We start from the raw sequence: 20,956 nt of genomic DNA on the forward strand, positions 1-20,956 counted from the left end.
TCGGCGGGTCCGGGTGGTTATGGGTGAGTTTGGATAGGACGCGCGGTGTTCCAGACCCGTTCGAAGGCGAGTCGATGGTCGTTCCATAGGTCCGGTGCGTCGTCGCGCTTGATCACGATGGCGGGATTGTCGCTGGCCGGGGCACCGTAAAGGTGCGGGTTGGCGATAAGCGTGTCATCGGCGCGGAACATCGATGTGTACAGCGGTGTGGTGTGGGTGCGGATCTCCAGTCCCGAAGTGCCCGAAAGTCGTTGCAGGCGTGTCAATGTCATACGGCAACGTGCAGCGAGGGCGGCTCCGATGCCTTCTTCCGCGCCACGCTGCATTACTGTGGCGCACTCAGGGTCACCGATGATGAAGCGGACCGCCACGCCGCGTTCGGTCGCGGCGGCGAGCATCTTGGTGAAGCGGGGAAGGCCGTCAAACAGGAATGTGCCACCGTAGACAAGGATGTCAAGATGTTCGGCGGCGTCTTCAAATAACTGCTTCCACACGGTGATCGGGACGTCGGCTCGGCTGCTGTACACGCTGACGGCGACGGTGCCGGCGCTCGGCGGGGTCATGATCGGGAATAGATCGGGCCACAGGTCGGCCGGGTCGCAATCGAGCACCTCGGCGGCGCGGCGAGCATTCTGAGGGTAGGGCGCGGTTTCGCCCGACAGCCACCGCTCGACAGTCTTGGCGTCGACGGCGATTAGATCCGCCAGTTCTTGCACCCCTAGCCCTTTGCGCGCCATCTGATCACGCAGTCGGCGATTCGGCTTTGGTGCGTCCTCGTTACCCACCGGGTTGGCTCCCTACCTGTGATGACATCGGTGTCCCGCAAGATGTCGCGCGCTGTCCGAAGTCTGCCATGCAGATGTCCACAGATGCCGCCAAGATGCGGTTTCGATGTCTCAGATGCCCGGCTGAAGTGGAGTGACTGCCGACGAGCGGCCGTACCGTTCAGAAAGGGATCCGACACATGCGTCTTCGAATCGACACGACTGCAGCGCAGTTCTTCTGCACGCGCGCAGCTGAGCAGCGGACCGTTCACGAAACCGGTGCACCGCGGATCGACAAAGAAACAGGTCTGGTGCTCTGGCAAGTCCAGCTCATGGCCCTCGACCAGGACGGCGGGGAAATACTCGCCGTCACGGTGGCCGGCGAACCCAAGGTCAAAGTGGGGGAGCCCGTCGCGGTCGATGGTTTGATGGCGATCCCGTGGTCACAGGGTGATCGCTCGGGAGTCGCGTTCCGGGCAACCTCAATCCGACCAGCCGATGCTCAGTCAGGCGTACTAGGGCAACGTCCCACCGCCGTCGGCGGTAGCTCGCAATCCGCCCCCGGAGCCAAGCAGACCGGCAACAACGCGTAGCGGAGCGGGCGCCAGGCCATAAGCCTCACCAGGCCTGGCGCCTGCTTCACAAAAGCTCTGTATGCAAACAAGATTCGGTGTTTACGGGCATGCCGGTGACGAGCGTGCTCGGGCGCCCGCAGCGAAGGGAACAAGGCATTATGCCTCCAAAGAGCAAGGGCAGTGATTCATCCGATGACGATTGGGTCGGCCAGCTGCTGGTCGGTGTAGTCAAGGCCACCAGCATCGGCGTGCTCCGGTTTGCGCTGCGCTGGCCCGACGTCGCGACCGTGTTGACCGTCCTTGCGGTCACCGGCGTCTTGGGCGGCTTGCGTTGGGCCTGCGTGCTGACCACGGTATGGGCGGTAGGCGTGTGGGGGTGGCGGTTGGGCGAGCCGGTCTCTTATGAGCGGTTGATCGGCAAGCCGGTCGCCGATTATCGGCGCACGTATCTGGTGTACCGGCGGCGCTGGCGCACCATCTGCGAACACCACGGCCTGACCATCTCCCCGCGCGGCAAACCCGACGCCGACCCGCTGGTGCCCGACTTGTCCTCGGTGCGCATCGGCGCGGCGGTCGACACCCTGGTAGTGCGGCTACTGGTCGGCCAATCCGTCAAAACCTGGCAGACGCAAGTGGATGGCCTAGCCGCAGCGTTCGGCGCGCACCATGTGACGATCCAACTCGGGCCGGTGGCAATGGGCCGGGGTCGCGACATCGTGCTCCGCGTCCGCCACCACGACGCCCTGGCCATTCCGATCCCGGTAGTGCGCCCCTGCCCGCAGAGTCCGGTGGTGCGGCTGGCCAACGTGCCAGTGGGGATTACCGAGCAGGGCAGCCCGTGGTCGCTGCCGGTGGCCGGCCGCCACATCCTGGTCGGTGGGGCCACCGGCGCCGGCAAAGGCTCAGTGCTGTGGTCCCTGGTTGCCGGGCTAGCACCGGGCATCAAATCCGGCCTGATCGCCGTGCGCTGTCTGGACCCCAAGGGCGGCATGGAATTCGCTGCCGGGCAAGCCTTGTTCGACCGCTTCGCCTATGACAGCGACTCGATTCTGGCGGTGTTGCGCGATACGACGGCCATCATGCTGGCCCGAGCCCAACGGTTGCGCGGAACCACCCGCTGTCATCGGCCCACCCGCGCCGAACCCCATATCGTTTTGCTGGTCGATGAGTTGGCCACCCTGACCGCGTACGCTGATCGCAAACAACGCGCCGAAGTCGACCAACTTCTCGGATTGTGGTTGGCACAAGGCCGGGCGGTCGGGGTCAGTGTCATCGCCGCAGTGCAAGACCCCTCGAAAGACGTGGTGGCTCTGCGGCAGTTGTTTCCGGTCCGGGTGGGGCTGCGCATGACCGAGGCCACCCAAACCGCGATGATCCTCTCCACGTCGGCACATCAACAGGGCGCACGCTGTGAAGAAATTCCCGACACCACGCCGGGCGTCGGTTATGTGTTCACCGAAGGCAACACCGCCATAGCGCGCGTGCGGGCGTTTCATGTCACTGACAGCGATATCGCTTGGCTGGCTGCCAATTTCGACCCAACGGCCCGTCGCGGCAACAACCAGGGGCACCGGTGAGCATGCTCGCAGCGACCTCGCTGACCGACTGGCTGGCACCGGGTTCCCCGGCTATAGATCAGGCGATCCGTCGCGCCTCCTCACCCGGCCACGAGTCATGGTGGCAGCGCTGCGCGGCGGTTGGGTTTTGCGCCAACCCCGTTCAGGCCAGCGCTTGTGATCCCGACCTCGGTCGGCGGGTGGCGGTGATGATCCGCTGCGGCAACCGCCGGGCGGCGATCTGCCCGTCGTGTTCGGACTTGTATGCCGCCGACACCTGGCAGCTGGTCCACGCTGGCACCCACGGCGGCCACCACGGTATGCCCGAAACCACCGCCAACCGGCCGCAAGTCTTCGCCACCCTAACCGCCCCTAGTTTCGGCGCGGTGCACACCAGCAACAGCCGACCAGGACTGGCTGATCCGGTGTGCCACTCGGCTAGCAGCGGCAAGAGGCGCTGCCCGCATGGGAACGCCTTATGGTGCAACGCGATCCACGCTAACGACGACTCCGAGGTCGGACAGCCGCTGTGCCTGGACTGCTATGACTACACCGGGCATGTGTTGTTCAACTGGCACGCGCCGGAACTGTGGCGGCGCTTCACTATCGCACTGCGCCGGGCCGTGGAGGCCCACCTGCGCCGTATCGGAATCGACCCCAACGCTGTGCGAGTGTCGTTCGTCAAAGTCGCCGAATACCAACGTCGCGCTGTCGTGCACTACCACACCATTATCCGGCTCGACCCACCCAACAATGACGACAGCAGCACCGGCGCATCCGACGCCAAAGTGTCAGCAATTGAACTGGCCACGCTGGTGCGCCAAGCCGCCAACCAGGTACGGCTCCCCGTGACAGTGGATGCAGCGGCCGGCACCACCGCAACAGCATCGGAGTTCGAGGCGCGCATGCTGCGGTTCGGTACCCAAATCGACACCCAGCCCCTCAACGACGCCGACGACACCGGCAAGCCGGGATTGGCCCGGCGGGTGGCGGCGTATTTGGCTAAGTACACCACCAAGTCGGTCGCCGAATTCGGCATCGCCGCCCGCCGTATCAGCCCTGCCGCCATCGCCGAGCTGGACATCCCGGCCCATACCCGCCGTATCCTGTCCGCCCTGGTCAACCTGGCGACACTACCCGCAAACACCGCAATGGCCGGCTGGCTGCATACGCTGGGCTATCGCGGGCACATCACCAGCAAATCGCGGCGCTACTCGACTACCATGACCGCGCTCCGTGCCGCCCGTCGTCACTGGCGGATCAACCGCGCTAATCAACCGAAACACGTTGATGTCCAAAATAATTCCCTTGACCAGCAAGACTGTTCAAACAGCGTGTGCGAACTGAGTGACTGGCGCATTGACAGTGTCGGGCACCGCAACGACGGTGAACGGCTGTTAGTCCATACCGCGGCATTGCGTGCCCGCGAGTACCGATACTTGGCACGTTTGGATGCCAGCCAGAACAGCGGAGGAAGTCCATGAAGCGGACTCGTGTTGGAAGGTGCTTATTGATTCGGAATCGATCCATTTACAAGGGAATCGGGGTGGGTGCGTCTCTGCCAAAGCGTGATTGGACCGTACGCACTTTCAGCGAGAACAGGAAGTAGACGGATGACGGCAACATCAGTGGTTCGACTGGGCACCAGGGCGGCAGCCGAATACTTGGGAGGATTACCTGAGTCGACGCTCAGGTATTGGCGTTACATGGGCACTGGCCCGCGCAGCTATCGCCTTGGCCGACATACGTTTTACGACATCGCCGACCTGAACGCGTGGGTGGAGGCAGAAGCTGCCATGAACCGTCCCGGGTTTTATGCGCACCTTCCTTTGAGGGAAGGATGGCGCGATGGCGATCAGGTACGACGAGAACACCAAGGCCAGGGCGGTGCGGCTGGTCCGCGAGCACCGCGATGACTACGACAGCGAGTGGGCGGCGATGCGCGCGATCTCGGGCCGGCTGGGGATGAGCCCGGAGACGCTGCGCAAGTGGGTGCGCCAGGCCGAGATCGACGCCGGTGAGGCAGCTGGGGTCTCAAGCGAGGAGAAGCGCGAGCTGCGCGAGCTGCGCCGCAAGAACCGCGAGCTTGAGCAAACGGTCGAAATACTCAAAGCCGCAACGCATTTCTTCGCGCGGGAGTGCGACCCGCGACACCGCTGATTTGCGAGTTCATCGACGAACACCGCGAGGACTTCGGGGTCGTACCGATCTGCCGGGCGCTGGCCATACACGGCGTACAGATCGCCCCGCGCACCTTTTGGGCACACCGCGCAGCTGCGCCGTCGAAACGGGCCCTGTGGGACACCACCATCACCGAAATCCTGGCCGGCTACTTCGAACCCGACGCCGAGGGCAAACGCCCGCCAGAATCGCTGTATGGCAGTTTGAAGATGTGGGCGCATCTGCAACGCCACAACATTCCGGCGGCCCGCTGCACGGTGGAACGAATCATGCGCCATGCAGCAGGTTCTCGTGCAAATCCAGTTCACGGGCAACTTCAGCAACGCGCCGATTGCCATCGATCACCAGATGTGCGGCCTCGACCCTGTACTCAGGGGTATACGAACGCCGAGGTCGTGACATAAGAACATCCTTCCAGGGGACCAGCGTCCCGCTATCTCAGATGTCCACCGTTTCTGGGGAACCTCACCCGTGGCAGCCGCCCAATGTGTGCTGGTCCCTGTTCATTCCGCACCCGTGTTGATGTGTGCCCAGGGAGAGCATCTTTGCGAGGCATCCGTCCCGCTGCGCATCACACATCAATTACTTGATCAATCATTGTTGGAAGACAACGGAATTAGCCGCAGACAGGTCTCTAGCCCAATCATTTGGCGCGGTGCGAGCGGAAGGCCGCCACGATCCAAACATTGACAGTGTAATAGTAACAGTGTCAGTATCGACGCATGGCCGAGCGGGCGTTGTGGACGCTGGACGAGCTGGTGCGACGGGTCGCCGTCAGCCTGGCCGATCCCGCGTACCCGGGAGCGCCCAACGGGCGGGTCCGGGAGCTGCCCGATCGGCGGGCGGTGCGGTGGTACACGACGGCCGGACTCGTCGATCCGCCGGCCAAGCAGGGACGCACCGCGGTCTACAGCCCACGGCACCTGCTGCAGATAGTCGCCGTCAAACGCCTTCAGGCGCGGGGCCTTTCGCTCGCCGAGATCCAAGCCGAACTGGCCGGAGCGACCGACGCAACACTGCGCAAGGTCGCCGCCGTCCCCGACGTAGTCATTGCGCAGTCGGGGCCGACGTCACAGGAGACACCGGTACCCGGCCGTCGAAACCGCTTCTGGGCCGCCCCGCCCGCGGCCGAACCAGCGGCCGAACCAGCGGCTAAGGGCGCTGACCCGGTCACCACGTTGGCCGCCGTCCACCTGCCCGGCGGGGCACTGCTGGTGCTGCCGGCCGCACCCGACGAAGACGACATCGACGCGATCCATACCGCCGCTCGGCCACTGCTCGAACTACTGGCCGACCGTGGCTTGCTGTCAGGCCCGCCCCTCGATGAACGGAGCCCATCATGACCGTCCGCATCATGTCGATGACCGACGCGGAGCACCACGCCGGGCTGGGAACCCTGCATGCCGAGCGGGGCAACCTGCCGCTGGACCGCGTCGACGTTCGGGTGGATATCACCGGGCTCACCAGCCAGGTCGAGCTGACCCAGGACTTCGTCAACGTCTTCGACGTACCGCTGGAAGCCACCTACGTGTTCCCACTGCCGGATCGAGCGGCGGTCACCCGGATGCGGATGAGCGTCGACGGGCGGGTGGTCGAGGCGAAGCTGCTGGAGCGGGAAGCTGCCCGCCGGGACTACGACGACACCATCGCGTCGGATCGTCGTGCGGCCATCGTCGAGGAGGAGCGGCCCGACGTCTTCACCATGCGGGTGGGCAACATCTTGCCGGCCGAACGGGTCAGCGTGGCGCTCACGCTGGTCAACCCGTTGGCTTACGCGGACGGCGAGGCCACGTTTCGGTTCCCGCTGCTGGTCGCGCCGCGCTACATTCCCGGCGCCGCGATGGCGGATGGCCCGGTCGGCGACGGCTACGCCGACGACGCCGACGTCGTCCCCGACGCCTCGCGCATCACCCCGCCGGTGCTGCTGCCCGGTTTCCCGTACCCCGTTCTCCCGGCCATCAACGTCGGTATTGACCCCGCCGGCTTCACGCTGTCGGAGGTGCGATCGAGCCTGCCGGCGGTATCGACCGACGACGGCCGGATAAAGGTGCAGCCCGGCGAGCGGGCCAACAAGGATTTCGTGCTACGGCTGCGCTACGGTGCCGAAGACCTCACCGATTCGCTCGTGCTGGTACCCGATGCCGACGGTGACGAGGGCACCTATCAACTCACCGTGCTGCCGCCGGCATCAGTGGCGCCCCCGCGTCCGCGGGACGTGGTGCTGCTGCTGGACCGCTCCCGCAGCATGGCCGGATGGAAAATCGTTGGCGCGCGCCGGGTTTCAGCGCGCATCGTCGACACGCTCAGCACAGGTGACCGGTTCGCGGTACTGACCTTTGGCGACCGCATCGAGTGCCCTGCAGGTCTACCCGACGGGCTGGTCGAGGCCAGCGATCGGCACCGGTACCGGGCCATCGAGCACCTCGCCCGGGTCGACGCGTGCGGCGACACCGAGCTGCTCGCGCCCCTGCGGCAGGCTCTTGCCTTGTTGCGTGGCCCGCAGGGACGTGACGCCGTGCTCGTCCTGGTCACCGACGGGCAGGTCGGCAACGAGGACCAGCTGCTTCGCGAGCTGTCGGACGAGCTGCAGCACGTGCGGGTGTACACGGTCGGCTTGGACCAGGCCGTCAACGCCGGTTTCCTGGACCGCCTGGCCAAGGTCGGCGGCGGACATTGCGAGCTGGTGGAAAGCGAAGACCGCCTCGACGAGGCAATGCACGCCATGCGGCGGCGCATCGGCGCGCCGCTCGCGCACTCGCTGGCACTGCACGCCGACGGGCTGAACACCATCGCGGCCACCACGAGCCCGGTTCGGCTACCCGATCTGCTTCCGGGAGTACCGCTGGTGGTGACTGGGCGGTATCGGGGAAGCGCGAGCGGCACACTCACCCTGCGCGGCACCACCGTAGAAGGTGGGGACTGGTCGGCGATGGTCACCGGACAGCGCCGCGAAGCCCCGGCCGTCACCGCTGAGTGGGCGCGGGCCCAGCTGCGCGACCTAGAGGACCGCTACGTCGCCGCTGCCGGCGGTCTCCGAGAGGACTTGGAACAGCAAATCGTCGACACCTCGTTGCGGTTCAACGTGCTGTGCAGGTTCACCGGATACGTCGCCCATGACAGCCAGGTCACCCGGGTGGTCGCGGAGGGGAAGTGCAACACCGCGTAATCCAACCCGTCGAGGCGCCGGCCGGATGGGACCGATGGCCAGACCGGGGCAATGCCGGCACCCGCGCGGCAGAGCCGGCGGCGAAGGCGCCGTCGGCCACCCCGTCGGCCCCGGCCGCGCGAACGATCAAGCTACGCAACGCAATCGCGTTGGCCATCGTCAGTATCGTGCTGGTCGGTCTCGGCTGGGCGTGGTCGCTCAACCGCGACGGCTTGCCCGTCGTCGCCCGCGACTCCGGAGTGGCCGGCAAGCCCTCCGAAACAGCCGACGCCACCCTTCCCGAGACCAAGGGCGGCATCACCGAGAACACCGTGGCAGCCCCACAGGCGCCAGCACCGCCGCCGGACGGCACCTTCAAGCGCGACATCGTCACCACCGGTTCGCTACAGATTGTGGTCGCGGAGCCCACTCAGCTGGCCGACCGCCTCGTCTCCGCGGTCACCGACGCCGGCGGGCGGGTGGACTCGCGCTCGGAGCGGTCCGGCAGCTCTTCGCGGTCCGGGTCGCCGGTGGTCAATCTGGTGGTCCGCATTCCGGCGGACAAGCTCGACGGGGTGCTGGCCGACGTCAAGAAACTCGGGGCCGTCACGTCGATGTCGATCAACCACGCCGACGTCACGTCGCAGCGCGTCGACCTCGATGCCCGCATCGAGGCGTTACAGACCTCGGTCAATCGGCTGCTGGAGCTGATGCGCCGCGCGGACAACACCGCTGACCTGCTGGCCGCGGAGTCGTCGCTGACCCAACGACAGGCCGAGCTGGACTCGCTGCGGGCCCAGCGCGCCACACTTGGCGACCAGATTTCCTACGCGACGATCAACGTCAACATCTCCGCCGAACCGACCGTGACCCGGGTTGGCTTCCTTGGTGCACTCGAACGCGGCTGGCACTCGGTGCTCTCGGCTGCCTACGGCATCATGCTGACGGCCGGGTTCCTGCTGCCGTGGTTGCCGGTGCTGGCCATTCTGGTGTTGGCGATCGTCTTGGTGCTGCGCCGCTGGTCATCCCCGCGAGCATCCACTGCGGCCAGCGGCCCGACAACCAGCTCGTGACCACCCTCAGCCCTTGATCGACCCGGTACGTCTCACCTTGGTGGTGGCGATGCAGACCACGTCACGGTCACCCTGGCTCCAGGTCGCCTGGGTGGGATACAGCACATAGCTCTCGAAGTCCTCGCTGTCTGCGGCGTTGGGCGCATAAGCGGCGAACGCCGACAAGCACCTCTCCCGATAGTCGCTCTCCAGGCTGGACTGACCCGGGAAACTACTTGCAGCCACCCGCAATTGCGCATACACCTCGCCCTCATGTGGTTTGGCGCACGACACCTTCGGGAGCGTGGCGACCCGCGCATTGTCACCCGGGATCGACTCGATGCAATCGCCGACGGCGAGGCTGGTTGCGCGCACCGAACCGTCGTTGGTTACGACCGCAGCGATGATCACCACCCCGATGAGCAACGTCCACAGCGCGGACAGCACCAGACCGGCGATTGCCATGCCGCGCCCGCCCTGACCGCGAGTCTTGATCTGTTTGAGCGCGATGATGCCGAAGATGACACTCAGCAGGACACCGCCGAGGACCCCGAAGATCAGCGAAGCGATCGCAAAGCCATTGGTGCCCCGCGGCGTCGGAGGCGGCGCATAGGGCTGGCCGTACTGACCGGGCTGCTGCGGGTAGCCGCCGTAGTAGCCGGGTTGTTGCGGGTAGGGGCCCGGCCCCGGTGGCTGGCCAGGTGGCGGATATGGCGGCGGCTGAAAGGTCATGAGGGCAACCGTAATACCAGCTGCGCCACCATAGGGCGGCGTCGACAATATCGGCACCCTTGGGCAGCCGATCGGGTTTCGCCGCTATCGCCAGGCGCGTCGCCGCCCGCCGCGCGTCGGGGGTGCGACCGCGCTTCGTTAAACTATCTAAGTATCCGCTGGTCCGAGAATGAGAGAGCAGGCATATGCCACGCACAGACAACGACACCTGGGACTTGGCAACCAGTGTGGGGGCGACGGCCACGATGGTGGCGGCGGCCCGGGCGATTGCCACCAAGGCCCCGCACCCCTTGATCGAGGACCGGTTTGCCGAACCGCTGGTCCGTGCCGTCGGCGTGGACTTCTTCACTCGGTGGGCCACCGGCGACTTGGTCGCTGCCGACGTCGACGACGACGACTCCGCTTGGAAGCTCGAGCACATGCCCGATGCGATGGCCTCACGGACTCGCTTCTTCGACTCGTTCTTCCACGACGCGACGCAGGCCGGGATTCGTCAGGCCGTGACGTGGCGTCGGGTCTGGACGCGCGCGCCTACCGGTTGGCATGGCCGGCCGATATGACGGTGTTCGAGATCGACCAGCCGCAGGTGATCGGGTTCAAGACCGCCACCCTGGCCGGGCTGGGAGCCGCCCCGACCGCGGATTTGCGCACGGTTGCCGTCGATCTGCGCCACGATTGGCCGAAAGCCTTGCTGCACACGGGTTTTGACAGAAGCCGGCCGACCGCGTGGATCGCCGAGGGGCTCTTTGGTTACCTGCCGCCGGCTGCTCAGGATCGCTTGCTGGACAACATCACTGCGCTCAGCGCCGACGGCAGCCGGCTGGGCTGCGAGGCGGTCCCGGACATGTGGCAGCTGGACGTCGACAAAGCCCGGGAGATGATGCGCCGGGCCACCGCTAAGTGGCGGGAACACGGTTTCGACCTCGAGTTCGCCGGTCTGGGCTACGAGGGCGAGCGCAACGACGTCGGCGGCTATCTGGAATGCCTGGGGTGGCGCTCCGCCGGTACCCGGATGAGCCAGCTGTTGGCCGACAACGGTCTTGCGGCGATCCCCCAAACCAACGACTCGGTGTCGATGGCCGACACCATCTCTCCTTACTGAGCGCATGACGCAACCGCGTCGTCGCGGGCTCAACGGCGTCGTCACCCGGGTGTGGAGCCTGCTGGCCCCGGCCTACGACCTGCCGGTCTTGCAGCAGTGGGTGTACCGTCCGCCGCACGACGAGGTGATTGCCCAACTGCGCGCCCACGGATCGTGCAAGATCGCTGACATCGCCTGCGGCACTGGCATTCTCAGCGACCGCATGCAGCGCGAATTGGATCCCGACGAGATCTACGGCGTCGACATGTCCGATGGCATGCTCAATCAGGCTCGCGCCAGGTCCAACCGAGTGCACTGGTTACGCGGCCCCGCCGAGCAACTGCCCTTCGACGATGGCGCACTCGACGCCGTCGTGACGGCCTCGGCGTTTCACTTCTTCGATCAGCCGGCGGCGTTGCGGGAATTCCATCGGGTGCTGGCGCCCGGCGGGCTGGTGGCCGTTGCGGCCCTGAGCGCACGCCAACCGCTGCTGCAGGCGCCCTCGGCCGGCAGGTGGAAGCCGCAGCACAATGCCTCGCCGGCCGAAATGCGGGACTGTTCGAAGGCGCCGGGTTCATCGTGAGCGATCAGCACCGGGTCCGGCGACCGATCTGGACGAAGATCGTGTCAGACCTGATCACCGTCGGCACCAAGAGCCCAACGCCGACCACATAAGAACGCCCTACGGTCGGTGCCCGAAAACCCCGAAGAGGTTGTCACGCACGCGCTACCTCCGCGCGCATTTTCTCGGCGAACAAGCCGACTGCCCGTAACGGCCGCAGACCAAGATAGCGGCGCGGACTGCGTGCATGCTCCAGTGGCTGCCGCAGTCGCAGCCGGCGCCGGTCAGTCGTCCGCTGGCCGGGTGGCAGCCATGGGCACCGTCCAGGTCCACGCCGTCTCGCCGGTGTCCGGCGTGGTCATGTCCAGTCGTGCACCGCGCGCGGCAAGCTGCTGGGGGAGTAGGGCCGTCGGGTCGGTGGCCGCCGTGGGACTTGGGACTGTTCTGGATTTTTCGATCACGGTGACCACCAGGTCGGTCTCATAGGTGGCCTGCAAGATGATCTCGTCGGCGATTGCATGCCGCAGAATCGCCGTGACCAGCTGCTGCACCGCGTCGTAGAGCGCGCTCGTGATGGCTTTGTCGATGGTGTCCAGCGGGCCGGTGAAGAGAACCTGAAATCTGGCGTCCAGAGCTTCGGCCACGTCGCCGAGCAGATCCGACATTCGCAGCCGAAAGTTGGTCTCGTCGCCGGATGGTATGTCGAGCTGGTTGATGGTGTTGCGGACGTCGTCGATGACCGCGTCGAGTTCGCTGACCGACTCGCCGATGCGTTCGGCGACGGCCGGCACTCGGGCCAGCGGCAAGACTGCGCTGAGTTGCAGGCTGATGAGGAACAACCGCTGAGTCACCGAGCGATGCAGTTCCAGCGCGATGCGTTCGCGCTCGGCCGCCACTCGTAAGGTCCGTGCGTGCGCTTCGGCGAGTCGCAGATTCACCAGGTTGTCGACCCGCGCTCGCAGCTCGTCCAGCTGGAATGGCTTGGACAGGTAGTCGTTCGCCCCGGCTTGTAGCAATGCCAGCCTGGATTGGTCGTCGGCGCGGGCGGTGAGGATCAGCACCGGTGTGTTGGCCAACGCCGGGTCGGCGCGAACCTGATGCAGCAGTTCGTCGCCGCTGAGCTGCGGCATCATGATGTCGCACACGATCAGGTCCGGACGGTACGTGCGCGCCAGCTCCAGTCCGGACCGCCCGTCGAACGCCGCCTTGACCCGGTAGTGCGGCAAAAGTGCTTGGCACACAAAGGCATTGAGGTCGACGTTGTCTTCGATGACCACGATCACAGGTTTGGAGTCGGCGATGTCCGGTTCACGCTGGGCTGACGTTGTCGAGATCGCGGTGATTTCGGCGATTGCACCGGCGGCATCCCGGCTGGAGCGCTCGGCTCCGCGGGGACTGGCCGGCTGCACCGGCAGGCCCGCGGGCGCGCGCCGCGGAAGGTCGACGATTACCAGCGCTCCACCTTCGCGGGCGTCGCTGATGGTGACACTGCCCCGGTGCAATCCCACCAGGTCGCGGACAATGCTCAGTCCTAACCCGGTGCCACCGACCGCCCGCGTGGGACCGCCCTCCACCTGGTGGAACCTGTCGAAGACCGCCGCCCGCTGCCCGAGTGGTATTCCCGGGCCGCTGTCGGCGACCTCGATGATGACTCGATGGTCGGGATCCGTCGAGACCGAACAACGCACGGTGCCACTCGGTTGGGTGAATTTAAAAGCATTGGACAACAAGTTCACCAGTATCTGGTGCAAGTGCTCGGGGTCGATTTCCGCCGTAACGGGCTGGTCCGCATCGACGCTGAATTCGATGTCGCGGTCCACCGCAAGCGATTCGAACAGTGAGGCACCCAGGCGCAGATGCTCGGCGACGTCCACGTGCGCGTAATTGGGTTGGACGGCACCGGCTTCCAACCGAGCGGCGTCCAGCAGGTTGTTGACGTGCCGTTGCAGCAACCGGGCATTGCGGACGATCAGCTCGAGATCGGCACGTGACGGCTCCTGTGGTTCGGTCGATTCCAGCAGCTTGCGGGCGGGCTCCAGGATCAGCATCAGCGGAGTGCGCAGTTCGTGGCTGACGTTGGCGAAGAATTGGCTTTTCAGGTCGTCGAGTTCCTTGGCCCGCGCGTAGAGATCGGCCAGTTCGGCGTTGGCCTCCTTGAGCTTTCGGCTTGTCTCGGCCACCTCGTAGGCGCGGGCGAAGACCTCCTGCTCCATCTGTTGGGTGGTGGCTCGCAGCGCGGCCGTCTCCTCCTGTTGCGCCGCGTCGGATGCTTGCAGGCGGACGAACTCGGTGACGTCCTCCACGCGATGAATGACGTAGCGCAACGCGCCGCCCGAGTCCAGCACCGGTGAGTTGGTGGGGCTCCAGAAGCGTTCCTCGAAGTCCCCGTCTGGGCGCCGAATGTCGTAACGCTGCACCGGCATCGCGTCGGGAACGCGATCACGCACCACCCGATCCAGCGACACCCGCAGGTTGCGGACTCCTTCGGCGTTGGGGTCGCCGGGGTTGTCCGGAAAGGTCTCGAAGATGACCTGCCCCAGAATCCGCGTTCGTTCGGTCATCGTCGCCTGCAGGTAAGCGTCGGTGACGGCAACGATCTTCAAGTCGGGATCCAGCACCAAAAAAAGGCCCGGAGCCGACTCGAACAACAGCCGGAAGTCGACAGCCTCAGTCAACCGCGCACCTACGTTCTTGCATCGCGTTAACGCTACTATCGCCACCCCTGACTACAAATGCCGCCAATCGGCCAAACCGAAACGTCGATCCAACCCCGGCCGGTCGATCGGCAGCGGCTGACGATCCGTCTGCAGCCGTGCCGCAGACCATGCACGTAGGCTCCCCGCCATGCATATCGACGCGATGACGTTTCCCGAGCCGTTGTGCAAGGTCGGTGACGCGGCCCGGCTAGCCCAGGCGGCCGGATTCTCCGGTCTGGTGTTCACCGAGGCGGGCCGCACCGCCTATCTCAGTGCTGCCGTGGCCTCGCAGGCGGCTCCCGGCCTCGAGTTGTCCACCGGCGTCGCGGTCGCCTTTCCGCGAAGCCCCTTCGTCACGGCGGCCACCGCGTGGGAGCTTCAGGATGCAACCGGCGGCAAGTTCCGGCTGGGCCTGGGAACTCAGGTGCGCCGTCACATCGTGCATCGCTACGGGATGGCCTTCGACCGGCCCGGACCGCGGCTGCGCGACTACGTGCTGGCCGTCAAGGCGTGCTTCTCCGCTTTCCGCACCGGGACGCTCGAACACCACGGCGAGTTCTATGACCTCGACTTCATCACGCCGCAGTGGAGCCCGGGCCCCATCGACGCCCCCGATCCCCAAGTCGATATCTCGGCGGTAAATCCGTGGATGCTGCGGATGGCGGGCGAAGTGGCCGACGGCGTACACGTCCATCCGATTGGCGAGCCTGGCTACATCGCCCGCCACGTTGTGCCCAACCTTGCCCACGGCGCGGCAAGAGCGGGGCGCGCACCGTCGGACATCGCGGTGATCGTGCCCGTGCTGACGATTGTCGGCGACAGCGACGAAGAGCGTGACAAGGAGCGAGAAGCTGTGCGAGCCAGCATCGCCTTCTACGCCAGCACACCCAACTATGCGTTCATCTTGGACGAGGCCGGATTCGAGGGCACGACCGCCCGGATCCGGGAAAGACAGAAGGCCGGTGACTTCGCCGGCATGGCCGGCCAGATCACCGACGAGCACATTGCCGTCTTCGCCACGGAGTCGAGTTGGGACGGGTTGGGGGACGCGCTGGTCGACAAGTACGCCGCGATCACCGACCGCCTCGTCTTCTACAACGCCCGAGGCGATCGGGAGCGCTTCGAGCGGTACGGCGAGGTAGCCCGCCGCCTGCAGGGATGATGGACGTTGAGCGATCTTGACTGACTGAGTCAGTCAAGTTACGCTCGGACCATGGTGCGCGCCCGGCCGGCCGACCGGTTCTCACGGCTGATCTCAGCGGCGGCTGACACATTCGTCGCCAATGGCTACCGGAGCACCCAGATGCAAGACGTAGCCGATGTTGTGGGAGTGGCGAAAGGGACGGTATACGGCTATGTGGAAGGAAAAGCCGCGCTGCTTGGCGCGGTGCTGCGCTATGCCGATGGCATCGAGCCGGCGCCCAGCGAAGACGACTTTCCGATCCACACACCGAGTGATGGCGCGCTGGCGGGGCTGGTAGCAAAACGACTAGGCCGGGAAGTCGCCGAACTGCGGCTGGTGCAGGCGCTGTCTAGCGAGCAGCCGGCCTGCCCCGTCGAGCAAGAAGTTGCCGAGATAATCGGCGACCTCTACCGGCGCCTTGCTCGCCACCGGATCAGCGTCAAGGTCGTGGATCGATGTGCCCCAGAACTGCCGGAACTCGCCGCGGTCTGGTTTGGCCAGGGCCGCAAAGGACAGGTCGCCGCGCTGACCGAACTTCTCCGGCGTCGTGCGCTGCACCTGCCCGGGCCGGTGGACGTTGTCGCTCGCACCATCGTGGAGACCTGCGTGCTGTGGGCGGTACACATGCCGTGGGACCCGGCGCCGGCGGATGTGCACTGGCCCGACGACGACATCATTGCGGGCACGTTGGCTGGGCTTTTGACTCGAGGCTTGCTGGGGTGTCCCGATGCGTAGCGTCCCATTGCTCGCTCCGTTGGCCGCTCATTTGGTACCGACCGCTGTCATCGGATACGGGTTCGTGTTGCCCGCCGCGGGCATCGCAGCGTTTGGTGCTGTCGGCGTCGGGTTCGGCATGTCCCTGGTTGGTACTGTTCTCGCCTATTTCGCGGGAGTGCGCATGGCTCTCAACACCACTCACTCCGCCGGGTGGATCGCTGGTGTGTTGTCGCGGCAAGCCGCCGCACCCCATGGCGTGCTTGGGCGTCTACTAGGCCGCATCTGGGTCAGTGAGACCAAAGCGGTCAACGCCGCCGCCATCGACCTGCTCGCGCCGCAAGTTCACGAGCACGTCCTAGAGATTGGGTTCGGACCAGGGCGCACTGTTCAATTGCTTTCGCCATGGGCCGCCAAGGTCACCGGTATCGAAATCTCGGGGACCATGCTCACCGCCGCTCGTCGCCGCAACGCCCAGGCGATCCAGGAAGGCCGCGTCGAGCTGGTGCGGGGAAACGGGATCACGCTACCGCTACCGACCAGCTGCGTTGACGCCGTTGTTGCTGTACACACGGTGTACTTCTGGTCCCAGCCGGACACGACGCTCGCCGAGATCGCTCGAGTTCTGCGCCCCGGCGGCCGCGTGGTGCTCGCCTTCCGCGACGGCGACTCGGCCGCGCCCCGTCGGTTCGACTTGGGCGTCTATCGCCTGTACCGAGCGAACGACCTTGCCCGGATGCTGAGACAGGTCGGCTTTACTGACATCGAAACCCGGCAGCTCACAGGCGAATCCGGCCATGTCAGCTGCGTGATGGCGAGGTCATACTGATCGGCCGGCCGCCCTAATCAGCGACATGACAAGGTTCAGGCGGCCTGTGATCAGCCAGGTTTCTCACCGAATCGCGATGGCCATCGACAACGCCGGTAGTAAACCGGGTGTGTGCGACTGCGCTGGAACTCGGCGCGAACAACGGCATCGCCACCGGCTTCGAGGGGGTGGTGTTGGTGCACACCCCTAGCCGACTGCCGATTTGCCGCTCGATAAATTCGAGACGTGATCTCGTCGGAAGGAATGTCATGAACGCGCATGTCGAGCAGCTGGAGTTTCAGGCGGAAGCCCGGCAACTGCTGGATCTGATGGTCCATTCGGTGTACTCCAACAAGGATTCGTTCCTGCGGGAGTTGATCTCGAATGCTTCCGATGCCCTGGACAAAATGCGGATCGAAGCCCTGCGCAACAAGGACCTGGAGGTTGACACCTCCGATCTGCACATCCAGATCGAGGCGGACAAAGGCGCCAGGACTCTGACCGTTCGCGACAACGGCATCGGAATGACGCGCGCCGAGGTGGTGGACCTGATCGGCACGCTGGCCAAGTCGGGCACCGCCGAACTGCGTGCACAGTTGCGCGAGGCCAAGGACGCGCTCGCCTCCGAGGAGCTGATCGGTCAGTTCGGCATCGGCTTCTACTCGTCCTTCATGGTGGCCGACAAAGTCGAATTGCTCACCCGCAAGGCCGGCGAGAGCGAGGCCACCCGGTGGGAGTCCAGCGGCGACGGCACCTACACCATCGAATCCGTCGACGCATCAACCGCCGGGGTTCCGCAGGGAACGTCGGTCACGCTGCACCTCAAGCCCGAAGACGCCGAGAACGACCTGTTCGACTACACCTCGGAGTGGAAGATCAGGAGCCTGGTCAAGAAGTACTCCGACTTCATCGCCTGGCCCATCCGGATGGAGGTAGAGAAGCGCACCCCACCCGCCGCCGACGAAGAAGGTGGTGAAGAGACCGTCACCGTCGAAACCGAGACCCTCAACTCCATGAAGGCCCTATGGGCCAGGCCCAAAGAAGAGGTCTCCGCCGAGGAGTACCAGGAGTTCTACAAACACATCGCACACGCCTGGGACGACCCGCTGGAAGTCATCGCGATGAAGGCCGAGGGCACCTTCGAGTATCAAGCCCTGCTGTTCATCCCCAAGCACGCCCCGTTCGACCTGTTCAACCGGGACGCCAGCTTCGGCATCCAGCTCTACGTCAAGCGGGTGTTCATCATGGGCGACTGCGACCAGCTCATGCCCGAATACCTGCGCTTCGTCAAGGGTGTGGTCGACGCGCAGGACATGTCGCTCAACGTGTCCAGGGAAATCCTGCAGCAGGATCGCCAGATCAAGGCCATCCGTCGCCGCCTGACCAGGAAGGTCCTGGCCACCATCAAGGACCTGCAGACCGAGCGGCCAGAGGACTATCGCACCTTCTGGACCCAGTTCGGCAAGGTCGTCAAGGAGGGCCTGCTGTCGGACTTCGACAACCGGGAAACCCTGCTGCAGATTTCGTCCTTCGCCTCGACCCACAGCGAGGAGGAAGCCACCACGCTGGCCGAGTACGTGTCGCGCATGAAGGAGGGCCAGGAGCAGATCTTCTATGCGACCGGGGAGTCGCGTCAGCAGATCCTCAAGTCCCCGCATCTCGAGGCGTTCAAAGCCAAGGGCTACGAGGTGCTGCTGCTCACCGACCCGGTCGACGAAGTGTGGGTCGGGGTGGTCAGCGAGTTCGACGGCAAGCCACTGCAGTCGGTTGCCAAGGGTGAGGTGGACCTGGACTCCGCCGAGGACCAGAGCGAGGCCGAGCGCGAGGAGCAGCAGAAGGAGTTCGCCGACCTGCTCACCTGGCTGAAGGAGACCTTGAGCGAGCACGTCAAGGAAGTGCGGTTGTCGACGCGGCTGACCGAGTCGCCGGCCTGCTTGATCACCGACGCCTTTGGGATCACCCCGGCGCTGGCCCGTATCTATCGGGCTTCGGGGCAGGAAGTTCCGGTCGGCAAGCGGATCTTGGAGCTCAACCCCAACCACCCGCTGGTGACCGGCCTGCGTCAAGCACACCAAGACCGCAGTGACGATCCCTCCTTACCAGAGACCGCGGAATTACTTTACGGCACAGCACTTTTGGCCGAAGGCGGGACACCAGAGGATCCGGCGCGGTTCGCGGAGCTGCTGGCCAATCGGCTCACGCGCACGATATAGCTAGCGACGGCTCAGCTTTTCGCGGACCGTGTCGGTGAGGAACTGCCTCATCGACGTTGGACGAAATGCCCTGGCCGCCTTGGTGAGTGCTTCACGGGACGCCGCGGGGAGCTCGATATCGGCTGCGGCAACATTGAACTCGAGCTGTTCGACGCTGGATGCCCCAGGGATCGCGACCACACCCGGCAAGCTGATCAACCAGGCCAGCGCCACCTGGGCCGGCTTGGCGTAGACCTCCGCGGCAACCGCGCGAAGCGTCTGCAGCAGCGGCTCGATCCGGCGCAGATTCTCCGTGCTGAACAGCGGGTTGACGGCACGAATGCCGCCCGGCCGGTTGTCCACACCGTATTTGCCGCCCAGCAGCCCCTGCGCCAGGGGGCTGTAGGCGATGACGACGCGGTTCTCCCGCTCGGCGAACGGAACTAGGTCGTCGAGCGCAGCCGGGTGGGCGAGGGAGAAATGCACCTGGTTGCTGACGACCGGGCGGCCGAGCGCGGCGTCGGCCTTGCGCCATCGGGCCAGCGAGTAGTTGGACACGCCGGCCGCGCCGATCTTGCCGCCGTCGAGCAGCTCGCGCATTCCCGGCATGATCACCGAATCGGGGACCACCGGATTGGGCTGGTGAACCTGGTAGAGCGGGATGCGGTCGAGCTGCAGCCGCCGGGCGCTGGCCTGCGCGCGCTGCTTGACCACGGCGGGAAACGGCACGACCGGGAGAATCTTGCTGGCCACAACGACCTTGTCGCGCCGGTCGCCGAGTGCCTCGCCGAGGATCCGTTCGCTTTTGCCGAAGCCGTAGACCTCGGCGGTGTCGAACAGCGTGACCCCCAGGCCGAGGGCGCGCTGCACGATGTCGCGGGCCGCGCCGGAGGCGTAACGGTCCCCGTATCCCCATTCACGCGAACCGAACTGCCAGGTGCCCAGCCCGATGCGGCTGACCTTTCCGATTCCTTCGACGTCGAGATATTTCATGTTTCACACCGTACTGAGCGCATCTCGACGCGGACACCCCGCGGCTGCTACGTACCAATCGATTCGACGAACGGCGTGAGCAGGCGCGCCATGCCCCTCGCGGCCTCGTCCGCGTCGGCCGGGGGCAGCGCGAGAAAGCTCAGTGCGGCCCGGACCACGGCCTGACCCATCACTGCCGCGTCGTATTCGTCGGCGTTGACCCAGCTGTCCTGGAAGGTCTGCGACAGCTGGCTCGAGGCATGGTTGACCAGGAACTGGCTCTCGACCGTGATCAACCGGAGAATGTCGTTGGGCGCGTCCTCGGTTCGCAACACCTGGACAAGGGGATCGTGGTCGACGCGGTCGAAGAAGTCGCGAAAGACCGTCCGCATGGCACCGTAGCCGTCGCCGTGGTGCTCGTCGATGGCCGTTCGCATTCCGGTGACGATGGTGTCTGTCAGCCGCAGGGCATAGCTACGCGCCAGGCCGCGTCGTGACTGGAACTCGTTGTAGATGGTGCCCCTGCTGACGCCGGCCGCCGATGCCACGTCGGCCATCGTGATCGACGACCACTTCCGTTGCAGCAGCAAGCCGTGCAGCGCGTCGAGCACCCCGTTGTGCATCAGGCTCAACGCGGTGCTCTGATACGGGTTGCGGTGTCGCGACGGCTCGGTCTCGACCATGGGGCTGAGATTAGTGTGCATGGACCGTGCTTGCGGCGTCGTGGCCGCAACGGCGGGTTC

16 protein-coding genes, 3 pseudogenes and 1 other annotated feature are annotated in these 20,956 nt (G+C 65.5%); of the genes and pseudogenes, 13 read left to right on the forward strand and 6 right to left on the reverse strand.

The genetic code is table 11. The annotated features are described in order from the left end of the window. Positions 1–17: 17 nt before the first annotated feature. Positions 18–785 carry a helix-turn-helix domain-containing protein gene (locus CDN38_RS23300; protein ID WP_267888325.1) on the reverse strand — a complete coding sequence of 256 codons (768 nt, stop codon included), beginning with the start codon at positions 783–785 and terminating at the stop codon, positions 18–20. Positions 786–964: 179 nt separating this feature from the next. Between CDN38_RS23300 and CDN38_RS23305 the strand changes: the two genes are divergently transcribed. The 4 genes and pseudogenes from CDN38_RS23305 to CDN38_RS23325 all read left to right on the forward strand — a co-directional run. Further along, positions 965–1,357: a hypothetical protein gene (locus CDN38_RS23305; protein WP_075513626.1), complete on the forward strand. Its 393-nt coding sequence runs from the start codon at positions 965–967 to the stop codon at positions 1,355–1,357. A 140-nt stretch (positions 1,358–1,497) separates the two neighbouring features. Beyond that, on the forward strand, positions 1,498–2,916 hold the full coding sequence (locus CDN38_RS23310; protein WP_075513630.1) for a type IV secretory system conjugative DNA transfer family protein: 1,419 nt from the start codon (positions 1,498–1,500) through the stop codon (positions 2,914–2,916). A 2-nt stretch (positions 2,917–2,918) separates the two neighbouring features. Further along, positions 2,919–4,379: a replication initiator gene (locus tag CDN38_RS23315; RefSeq protein ID WP_075513627.1), complete on the forward strand. Its 1,461-nt coding sequence runs from the start codon at positions 2,919–2,921 to the stop codon at positions 4,377–4,379. Between the two features lie 364 nt (positions 4,380–4,743). Then, positions 4,744–5,354: pseudogene (locus tag CDN38_RS23325) on the forward strand (IS3 family transposase); the annotation flags it as partial. Then, positions 5,015–5,144 (forward strand) — a sequence feature (AL1L pseudoknot). Its footprint overlaps the pseudogene before it by 130 nt. Here the strand turns inward: CDN38_RS23325 and CDN38_RS32495 are convergent. Beyond that, the gene (locus tag CDN38_RS32495; protein ID WP_099319464.1) at positions 5,344–5,478 is read right to left on the reverse strand and encodes a transposase; all 135 of its coding nucleotides are present in this window, start codon (positions 5,476–5,478) and stop codon (positions 5,344–5,346) included. The pseudogene CDN38_RS23325 and the gene CDN38_RS32495 sit on opposite strands and share 11 nt — an antisense overlap. A gap of 320 nt (positions 5,479–5,798) precedes the next feature. On the opposite strand from CDN38_RS32495, the gene CDN38_RS23335 reads away from it, so the two are divergent. Genes CDN38_RS23335 through CDN38_RS31200 form a run of 3 tightly spaced genes read left to right on the forward strand, consistent with a single transcriptional unit; the run spans position 5,799 to position 9,294 of the window. Further along, on the forward strand, positions 5,799–6,419 hold the full coding sequence (locus tag CDN38_RS23335) for a MerR family transcriptional regulator (protein ID WP_075512633.1): 621 nt from the start codon (positions 5,799–5,801) through the stop codon (positions 6,417–6,419). Next, positions 6,416–8,242, forward strand: a complete 1,827-nt coding sequence (locus CDN38_RS31195) for a VIT domain-containing protein (protein WP_075512634.1) — start codon at positions 6,416–6,418, stop codon at positions 8,240–8,242. The genes CDN38_RS23335 and CDN38_RS31195 overlap by 4 nt, the downstream gene beginning before the upstream one ends. Continuing rightward, positions 8,227–9,294: a DUF4349 domain-containing protein gene (locus CDN38_RS31200; RefSeq protein ID WP_233027002.1), complete on the forward strand. Its 1,068-nt coding sequence runs from the start codon at positions 8,227–8,229 to the stop codon at positions 9,292–9,294. The genes CDN38_RS31195 and CDN38_RS31200 overlap by 16 nt, the downstream gene beginning before the upstream one ends. A 6-nt stretch (positions 9,295–9,300) precedes the next feature. On the opposite strand, the gene CDN38_RS23345 is transcribed toward CDN38_RS31200, so the two are convergent. After that, positions 9,301–10,005: a DUF4190 domain-containing protein gene (locus CDN38_RS23345; RefSeq protein WP_082277332.1), complete on the reverse strand. Its 705-nt coding sequence runs from the start codon at positions 10,003–10,005 to the stop codon at positions 9,301–9,303. Between the two features lie 185 nt (positions 10,006–10,190). Here CDN38_RS23345 and CDN38_RS23350 point away from each other — a divergent pair. Beyond that, a pseudogene (locus CDN38_RS23350) lies at positions 10,191–11,107 on the forward strand (SAM-dependent methyltransferase). 4 nt (positions 11,108–11,111) lie between these two features. Continuing rightward, positions 11,112–11,761 (forward strand): annotated as a pseudogene (locus CDN38_RS23355) (class I SAM-dependent methyltransferase). A 171-nt stretch (positions 11,762–11,932) separates the two neighbouring features. Here the strand turns inward: CDN38_RS23355 and CDN38_RS23360 are convergent. Continuing rightward, positions 11,933–14,323: an ATP-binding protein gene (locus tag CDN38_RS23360; RefSeq protein ID WP_075512635.1), complete on the reverse strand. Its 2,391-nt coding sequence runs from the start codon at positions 14,321–14,323 to the stop codon at positions 11,933–11,935. Between the two features lie 169 nt (positions 14,324–14,492). On the opposite strand from CDN38_RS23360, the gene CDN38_RS23365 reads away from it, so the two are divergent. The 4 genes from CDN38_RS23365 (at position 14,493) to htpG (ending at position 19,262) form a co-directional block, all read left to right on the forward strand. Continuing rightward, complete coding sequence (locus tag CDN38_RS23365) at positions 14,493–15,506, forward strand: TIGR03617 family F420-dependent LLM class oxidoreductase (RefSeq protein WP_075512636.1); 1,014 nt, start codon at positions 14,493–14,495, stop codon at positions 15,504–15,506. 51 nt (positions 15,507–15,557) lie between these two features. Further along, positions 15,558–16,262 (forward strand): TetR/AcrR family transcriptional regulator, encoded by a 705-nt coding sequence (locus CDN38_RS23370; protein WP_075512637.1) that lies wholly within the window; start codon positions 15,558–15,560, stop codon positions 16,260–16,262. Between the two features lie 67 nt (positions 16,263–16,329). Beyond that, positions 16,330–17,070 carry a class I SAM-dependent methyltransferase gene (locus CDN38_RS23375; RefSeq protein ID WP_161951680.1) on the forward strand — a complete coding sequence of 247 codons (741 nt, stop codon included), beginning with the start codon at positions 16,330–16,332 and terminating at the stop codon, positions 17,068–17,070. Between the two features lie 248 nt (positions 17,071–17,318). Next, on the forward strand, positions 17,319–19,262 hold the full coding sequence (htpG, locus tag CDN38_RS23380; protein WP_075512658.1) for a molecular chaperone HtpG: 1,944 nt from the start codon (positions 17,319–17,321) through the stop codon (positions 19,260–19,262). Here the strand turns inward: htpG and CDN38_RS23385 are convergent, their stop codons facing one another. Together CDN38_RS23385 and CDN38_RS23390 are read right to left on the reverse strand one after the other, a co-directional pair. Next, positions 19,263–20,234, reverse strand: a complete 972-nt coding sequence (locus CDN38_RS23385) for an aldo/keto reductase (RefSeq protein WP_075512638.1) — start codon at positions 20,232–20,234, stop codon at positions 19,263–19,265. A gap of 47 nt (positions 20,235–20,281) precedes the next feature. Then, on the reverse strand, positions 20,282–20,896 hold the full coding sequence (locus tag CDN38_RS23390; protein ID WP_233027004.1) for a TetR/AcrR family transcriptional regulator: 615 nt from the start codon (positions 20,894–20,896) through the stop codon (positions 20,282–20,284). Positions 20,897–20,956 lie beyond the last annotated feature (60 nt).

The organism is Mycobacterium ostraviense (assembly GCF_002705925.1).
Lineage (GTDB): Bacteria > Actinomycetota > Actinomycetes > Mycobacteriales > Mycobacteriaceae > Mycobacterium > Mycobacterium ostraviense.

What these genes read in the sequence shown, in the direction of transcription:
- CDN38_RS23335 (WP_075512633.1), top strand. Translation starts at nt 5,799, where the DNA reads ATGGCCGAGCGGGCGTTGTGGACGCTGGACGAGCTGGTGCGACGGGTC.
- CDN38_RS23390 (WP_233027004.1), bottom strand. Translation starts at nt 20,896, where the DNA reads ATGGTCGAGACCGAGCCGTCGCGACACCGCAACCCGTATCAGAGCACC.
- CDN38_RS23310 (WP_075513630.1), top strand. Translation starts at nt 1,498, where the DNA reads ATGCCTCCAAAGAGCAAGGGCAGTGATTCATCCGATGACGATTGGGTC.
- CDN38_RS32495 (WP_099319464.1), bottom strand. Translation starts at nt 5,478, where the DNA reads ATGTCACGACCTCGGCGTTCGTATACCCCTGAGTACAGGGTCGAGGCC.
- CDN38_RS23345 (WP_082277332.1), bottom strand. Translation starts at nt 10,005, where the DNA reads ATGACCTTTCAGCCGCCGCCATATCCGCCACCTGGCCAGCCACCGGGG.
- CDN38_RS23305 (WP_075513626.1), top strand. Translation starts at nt 965, where the DNA reads ATGCGTCTTCGAATCGACACGACTGCAGCGCAGTTCTTCTGCACGCGC.
- CDN38_RS31195 (WP_075512634.1), top strand. Translation starts at nt 6,416, where the DNA reads ATGACCGTCCGCATCATGTCGATGACCGACGCGGAGCACCACGCCGGG.
- CDN38_RS23385 (WP_075512638.1), bottom strand. Translation starts at nt 20,234, where the DNA reads ATGAAATATCTCGACGTCGAAGGAATCGGAAAGGTCAGCCGCATCGGG.
- CDN38_RS23315 (WP_075513627.1), top strand. Translation starts at nt 2,919, where the DNA reads ATGCTCGCAGCGACCTCGCTGACCGACTGGCTGGCACCGGGTTCCCCG.
- CDN38_RS23365 (WP_075512636.1), top strand. Translation starts at nt 14,493, where the DNA reads ATGCATATCGACGCGATGACGTTTCCCGAGCCGTTGTGCAAGGTCGGT.
- CDN38_RS23370 (WP_075512637.1), top strand. Translation starts at nt 15,558, where the DNA reads ATGGTGCGCGCCCGGCCGGCCGACCGGTTCTCACGGCTGATCTCAGCG.
- htpG (WP_075512658.1), top strand. Translation starts at nt 17,319, where the DNA reads ATGAACGCGCATGTCGAGCAGCTGGAGTTTCAGGCGGAAGCCCGGCAA.